General features: G+C 66.4%; 4 protein-coding genes and 1 pseudogene. 4 read left to right on the top strand and 1 reads right to left on the bottom strand.

Annotated elements, in window-relative coordinates:
* The 4 genes from ptsP to N5E02_RS20010 all read left to right on the top strand — a co-directional run.
* Positions 1-1,595, top strand: a 1,595-nt coding sequence (ptsP, locus tag N5E02_RS20025; protein ID WP_279946664.1) for a phosphoenolpyruvate--protein phosphotransferase, incomplete at its 5' end; no start/stop codon positions are given.
* A 187-nt stretch (positions 1,596-1,782) separates the two neighbouring features.
* Complete coding sequence (mgtE, locus tag N5E02_RS20020; protein WP_049410631.1) at positions 1,783-3,144, top strand: magnesium transporter; 1,362 nt, start codon at positions 1,783-1,785, stop codon at positions 3,142-3,144.
* Between the two features lie 105 nt (positions 3,145-3,249).
* Positions 3,250-3,516: a hypothetical protein gene (locus N5E02_RS20015; RefSeq protein WP_019659457.1), complete on the top strand. Its 267-nt coding sequence runs from the start codon at positions 3,250-3,252 to the stop codon at positions 3,514-3,516.
* A gap of 71 nt (positions 3,517-3,587) precedes the next feature.
* Entirely contained in the window at positions 3,588-4,385 is a 798-nt protein-coding gene (locus N5E02_RS20010; protein WP_279946663.1) for a prolyl oligopeptidase family serine peptidase, read from the top strand.
* Positions 4,386-4,472: 87 nt separating this feature from the next.
* On the opposite strand, the pseudogene N5E02_RS20005 reads toward N5E02_RS20010, so the two are convergent.
* A pseudogene (locus tag N5E02_RS20005) lies at positions 4,473-4,963 on the bottom strand (transposase).
* Positions 4,964-5,103 lie beyond the last annotated feature (140 nt).

Genomic DNA, 5,103 nt, shown 5'->3' with positions numbered 1-5,103 from the left:
GCCTGCACCGGGCGCTGGATGCCGCGCGTACGGAAATGCACGAGCTGCGCCAGCGCCTGCATGGCGCCCTGAACCAGGAAGTAGGCGAGTTCCTCGACCTGCACGCGCTGCTGCTGGACGACCCCGAGCTGCTGTACGGCCTGGATGATCTGATCCGCAGTGGCCCGTACAGCGCCGGCTATGCCTTGCGCCTGCAGCGCGACCGCCTGGCCAAGGTCTTCGATGGCATGGACGATGCCTATCTGAAGAGCCGCATGGACGATCTCGACCATGTGATCGGGCGCATCCACGCCTTCCTGCAACCCGAACGGCCGTCGGCAGTGAAAGGCCTGGCCGGCGAGATCCTGGTCTGTGACAACATCGCGCCCTCCGAGCTGGCGCAGCTGCAGGCACAGGGCGTAGTCGGCATCGTCACGGCCGCCGGCAGCGCGCTGTCGCACAGCGCGATCCTGGCGCGCAGCCTGCACCTGCCCCTGATCGTCAACGTGCCGCAGCTGCTCAGCCGCATCGCCGATGGCGATGTGCTGATCATCGATGGCGCCGACGGCAGCATCACCGTCAACCCGCAGGCCGACAACCTGCGGGACTACCGCGTCCGGCTGAAGGAACATGCGCGCGAGCAGCGCGAGCTCGGCCGCCTGCGCAGCAAGCCCAGCCGTACCCGCGACCAGGTCGACATTGCCCTGCTGGCCAATGCCGAATCGCTGGAAGACGTGACCCAGGCGCATGCACTGGGCGCGCAGGGGCTCGGCCTGTACCGCACCGAATTCCTGTTCCTGCAGCGCAATGAGCTGCCGGACGAAGAAGAGCAGTTCCAGACCTACCGCGATGCCGCGCTGGGCATGAGCGGGCGGCCGGTCACCATACGCACGCTGGACCTGGGCGCGGACAAGGCCGACCGTACCGGCCTGACCCTGAGCAACGAAGAGAACCCTGCACTCGGCCTGCGCGGGGTGCGCCTGTCGCTGGCACGGCCGAAAGTGGCCGACACCCAGCTGCGCGCGATCCTGCGCGCGTCTGCATACGGCAAGCTGCGCGTACTGGTGCCGATGGTCAGCACCCGCGAGGAGCTGCTGGCCGTGCGCCGGCGCATGCTCAAACTGACCGAACAGCTGCGCGGCGAAGGGCACATGGTGTCCGACCACGTACCGCTGGGCGCGATGATCGAAGTCCCCGCCGCTGCGCTGGCGCTGGAGAGCTTCATCGACCTGATCGATTTCCTGTCGATCGGCACCAACGATCTGGTGCAGTACCTGCTGGCTGCCGACCGCAACAACGAGGCGCTGGGCGAGTTGTATTCACCGTTGCACCCGGCCGTGCTGCGGCTGCTGCAGATGGTGATCGAGACCGGCGCGCGTCACCGCATCCCGGTGGCGGTCTGCGGCGAGATGGCCGGTGATGCCCGGATGACCCCGCTGCTGCTGGCGCTGGGCCTGAGCGAGTTCAGCCTGCACCCCGGTACGTTGCTGGAGGTACGCCGCGCGATACGCGAAGCCGACCTGTCCGTGCTGCGCGCGCGCGCGCCGAAGCTGCTGACCGCGCGCGACCGCCGCGCCATCGAACGCTGGCTGGCGCTGGTGGCCGATACGCCCTGACACCACCCACTCGCCGGGCATGCACGCCTGGGGTCAGATCCCTTTCCCGCGGGAAAAGGGATCTGACCCCGTCTCGTTGCCGCCGGGGTATCCGGTGAAACATCCCCTTGCGATAATGACGCGCTGAACACCCCTGTTGCCGCATCCTTGCCGGGATCGCGGCTTTTCTTATCCCGCGGGAGCTGCGATGGCTGAAGCTGTACGCCACGACAAGACTGCGCGCCAACTGCGGATGCTGTCCGATGCACTGGACAGCGGCCGGCTGGGCCCGGTACGTCGCCTGGTCAACACCCTGGCCCCGGCCGAGATCGGCAACCTGCTTGAATCACTGCCGCCGGGCAAGCGCGAGGTGGTGTGGGGCCTGGTCGATCCTGAAGACGACGGCGAGGTGCTGGTCCACGTCGGCGAGGACGTGCGCGAAAGCCTGCTCGCGGACATGGACCCGGACGAGATCATCGCCGCGGTCGAAGACCTGGACATCGACGATCTGGCCGACCTGGTCGAAGACCTGCCGGATACGGTCATCGATGAAGTCCTCAAGTCGATGGACCGCGAGAACCGCGAGCGGCTGGAACAGGTGCTGTCCTATCCCGAGGACAGCGCCGGCCGCCTGATGAACCCGGACGTGGTGACCGTGCGCGCCGACGTCAACGTCGACGTGGTGCTGCGCTACCTGCGCCTGCGCGGCGAATTGCCTGACCACACCGACCACCTGTTCGTGGTCAGCCGGCGGCACCAGTATCTCGGCCGGGTGTCGCTGGCGGCACTGGTGACCCACGAGGACACCACCCCGATCAACCGCCTGATCGACGACGAGCAGCCGGCCATCGACGTCGGCGAGAGCGACCAGGAAGTGGCACGGCAGTTCTCCGACCATGACTGGATCTCCGCACCGGTAGTGGACGAGAACAACATCCTCGTTGGCCGCATCACCATCGATGACGTGGTCGACATCATCCGTGGCCAGGCCGAGCACCAGGCGCTGGGCGCAGCCGGCCTGGACGAGGACGAGGACCTGTTCAGCCCGGTCTGGCGCGCCATGCGCCGCCGCCTGATGTGGCTGTCGATCAATCTGTGCACGGCGTTCCTGGCCTCCAGCGTGGTCGGCCATTTCGAAGGCACCATCGACAAGCTGGTGGCGCTGGCGGTGCTGATGCCGATCGTCGCCGGCCTCGGCGGTAACGCCGGTACCCAGGTGCTGGCGCTGATGGTGCGCGGCCTGGCGTTGGGCCAGGTGGGCGCCTCCAACGCGCGCACGCTGCTGTGGAAGGAAGTGCGGGTGGCCGCGCTCAACGGCCTGCTGCTCGGCTCGATCCTGGGGCTGATCGTGCTGGTCTGGTTCCACTCGCCCGGGCTGTCGGCGGTGATCGCCATCGCGCTGACCTGCAACCTGCTGTTCGCGGCACTGGCCGGCGTGCTGGTGCCGCTGACCCTGAAACGCTTCGGCTTCGACCCGGCGCTGGCCAGTGGCATCTTCCTGACTGCCGTGACCGACTCGATGGGCTTCTTCACCTTCCTCGGCCTGGCCACGCTGGTGCTGCTGCACTGATCCCTGCCGGGCCGGATCCCCGCAACGCGGAGCTCCGACCCACACCAAGACCCAGGGTCGGATCCCCGCAGCGCGGGGCTCTGACCCGATTCCAACTGGACCCTCATGGCCACCACGATCGAAAACTATTTCCAGCCCGGCTGGCGCGACCAGCAGCACACCTGCCCAGCCTGCGAATGGAAGGGCAGCTCGCGTGCCATGGAGATGGAGCTGGACGAGGACGCCACCGAGTACGACTGCCCGGTCTGCGAAAACCCGTTGCTGGTGGTGCTGCACCCGGACATGGCGCAGGTGCAGGCTGCGGCGGCGGCAGGCAATGCCGAAGCGCAGGAACAACTGGACATCATTGCCAGCTTCCCGCGCCCGCAGTGATGCGGCGCAAGATGCCGCGTTGACCTGCGGCGGACTAGGATGCGGCTGAACCCACCGCTCCTGGAACGTCGATGGTCCGTACGATGATGCGCTGGCTGCCAATGCTGGCGATCCTGATGATGGCCGGCTGCGCCTCGCACCCGGACAGCGCACGTGGCCGCTTCGAATCGCGTGCGGTGAAAGTGGATGGCCGCACCGCCTATTACCAGGTGTTCATTCCGGCAACCGCGGCGCGCATGCCTGGCGCGCTGCCGGTGGTGCTGTTCCTGCACGGATCCGGCGAGCGTGGCGGCGACGGCGTCAAGCAGACCCATGCGGGGCTGGGGCCGCACCTGCGCAGGCACGCGGCCGACTTCCCCGCGTTGGCCGTATTCCCGCAGGAGCCGGGCCGCCAGGAATGGAGCGGGCGCAACAACCGCGTTGCGCTGGCCGCCCTGGACGCCACCATCGCCGAGTTCGGTGCCGATCCCTCGCGGCAGTACCTGACCGGGATGTCGATGGGCGGCTATGGCAGCTGGAACATCGCGCTGGATGACCCCGGGCGCTTCGCCGCGATCGTGCCGGTATGCGGCGCGGTGCTGGCGCCGCGCGCGGTGCGTCCGACGCTGTTCGTCGAACAGGTGGCCCAGGAATCCGATCCGTATGCCGCGATCGCCAAGCGGCTTCGGCACACACCGATCTGGATCTTCCATGGTGCGCTGGATGACGTGGTGCCGCCGGACGACGACCGCAGGCTGCACGCCGCCTTCCAAAGCGCCGCTGCACGCGACGTGCGCTACACCGAGTACCCGGAGGGCAACCACAATGCCTGGGACGCCACGTACGCGGACCCGGCAATGTGGGCATGGCTGTTCGCGCAGAAGCGCTGAACCGCGGCTTCTGCTGGGAAACATCTGTTGGTGGATACCTACCGTTGGTCGGCTTGGGTATTGGTGGGTGCCGACCGTTGGTCGGCACTATCTCTCCGCTTCGGGGTAATCCATTGCTTGGTACCTCCCATCAATCTCCCATCGGCACCAGGCATACGGATACTCTCCCACGCAGCTCGCCAAGTTCGCCCTGACCGGGTTGGCGACGATTACATCGCATGGCGAAACAGTGATTCTTCAGAACGAATGGCGTGATCGTGATAGCTCGATTGCCAAAATGGTCCTGTCTTGCCCAGCATGCGGTTGATCCGCAATGCACTGCTCGATTTGAAGCGTTGCATGATGTAGTCCAGCGAGAACGCACGGATCTCCACAAGCCAATGGATGTGGTCCGGCATGACCACATAGGCAAGTGAGTGCGTCAGGCCATCATCATCAATGCGACGGAACACATCCATCACCTCCTGTGCCGCAGTGGCATCATCGAAGTAGCGTCGACGTTCCTGGGTGACGGTGGTCAGGATGTAGGATTGCCCGATCCGGGAATGGCGGCCAAGGCGTAGGCGAGCGCGGTTCATGGGCCCAAGCGTGCGCCTGCCGGTATCTCTCTTCTATCGGGCAACACGTCAATACAGGTAGGCCCGAAACCATTCAATGGCCAGGCCCGCACTTCACCGCACTGATGGTTCAGTGCCGACCAACGGTCGGCACCCACCGG

Origin of the sequence: Stenotrophomonas sp. GD03777, assembly GCF_029842485.1 — a bacterium.
Lineage (GTDB): Bacteria > Pseudomonadota > Gammaproteobacteria > Xanthomonadales > Xanthomonadaceae > Stenotrophomonas > Stenotrophomonas sepilia.
Note: the sequence above shows the minus strand (reverse complement) of the source record. Positions and strands in the feature narration are given on the sequence as shown.